Source organism: Pseudogemmobacter sp. TB195, from assembly GCF_058313095.1.
Window position 1 is genome coordinate 1 of sequence record NZ_JBZEGG010000079.1, and the last position, 1,548, is coordinate 1,548.

The 1,548-nt window shown below is 57.1% G+C and carries 1 protein-coding gene; it reads left to right on the top strand.

The genetic code is table 11. From position 1 onward, the window contains the following. The coding region (locus AC4FS3_RS28625; protein WP_491023359.1) for a DNA methyltransferase family protein at window positions 1-1,548 on the top strand (1,548 nt) is incomplete at both ends.

The window sequence follows — 1,548 nt, forward strand, 5'->3', positions numbered from 1 at the left end:
GATCATTCGGGCGGCGCTCGACGCAAAGCTCGCCGGCGGTATCCCGGGGGCTGAGGCGGCAAGCCAGATTTGCGCCTCGGACATTGACCGCCAGGCTGTCCAACTTGCGACGTTCTCGCTCTCTACGCCGACGCTGGCGCGTCAGCCGCTGCGGGTGTTCGCGCTCGACGCATTCAGTCTCCAGTCCACACTGGGAATCGAGTTCCGTGATCCCAACGACGGAAGCCTGATTAAAGAGACACTTGGGACCTTCGCCTGCATCGCAAGCAATCTCCCGTTCGTCGCTCAGGACGGCAGGCGCGCCTATGGTGATGCAACAGCGTCAGTTAACGCCCTGCTCGAACAGGACGGGGAAGGATTGCCCGGACGATCGGATGTGTCCGCATACCTCCCGTTCGTGTTCTACGATCTGCTAAAGGCGCAGGGACGCGTCGTCATCATCATCCCGAACGCATGGCTCGGCACGGCTTGGGGTCAGGCCTTTTATGATCGGCTAGTTGCCTTCTACCATCTTCGTGCGGTTATCACCTCCGGCTCTGGCCGCTGGTTCTCCAACAGCGATGTGGTGACAAACGTCTTGGTGTTGGAAAAGCGAGCCGCCGACGATGAAAGCCGATCGGATACGAAGTTCGTTATCCTGAAACAGCCCGTCGATCTGCTGGCCGACGATGCACATGTCGACAGCGTTGCGGCTCAGATCGAAATTGGCAGCGCCCAAGAGGACGTTATGTCCATTCGGTCGGTAAGCCACGATCAGCTCATCAAGGCCCGGCCCTATGGCTTAGCCGGGTCCGCTCAATTCGTAGATGTGGACTGGCTTCTGGACTGCCCCTTAGTGCCCGTGCGAAGCCTGTTCACTATCCGACGCGGGGAGAGACGGGGTTGGGATAAGCTGTTCTATCCCGCAAAAGGACATGGAATCGAGCCGGATTACATCGAGCCCGTTCTGAAGTCTTCGACAAAGATCGAGACTTACGAGGCCAAGGCCGATGGCGAAGCGTTTTGCTGTGGCCTCTCCGAAGGCCAGCTCAGAAAACTAGGTCACACAGGGGCGCTGAACTGGATCAAGCGCTTCAAAACCGTACGAAACGGAACAGGCGATCCGCTACCTGATGTTTTGGCGAAGGCCGGGCATCACTGGTATGAAATGCGCGCCGATCGCATTGCCGAGCTTGTGATTCCACTCGCCTACGGCAAGCGTCTCTATGTGGGCTGCGTAAATCCAGCAGCGTTCGTGAATCAGCGGCTCATGGGTCTGAATGCCCATGCGGGCGTCAACATCGACTTGGCTCACGCGCTTCTAAACTGCACGGTGGGGCTGCTCATGATTGAGGGCATCGGCTTTGGTCGTGGCCTGGGTGCCCTCGACCTAAATAAGGACAGGATCGAGGCCAATCTGCATATGCTTGATCCTGACGCGCTGAATAAGGTTCAGCGCAACGAGATTATCGCAGCTTTCAAAACGATGAAAAAGCGCAAGGTTCTTGAGGTATCCGATGAACTTGATCAAGAAGACCGGCAAGAACTAGATGACCTGATAATTAGCCA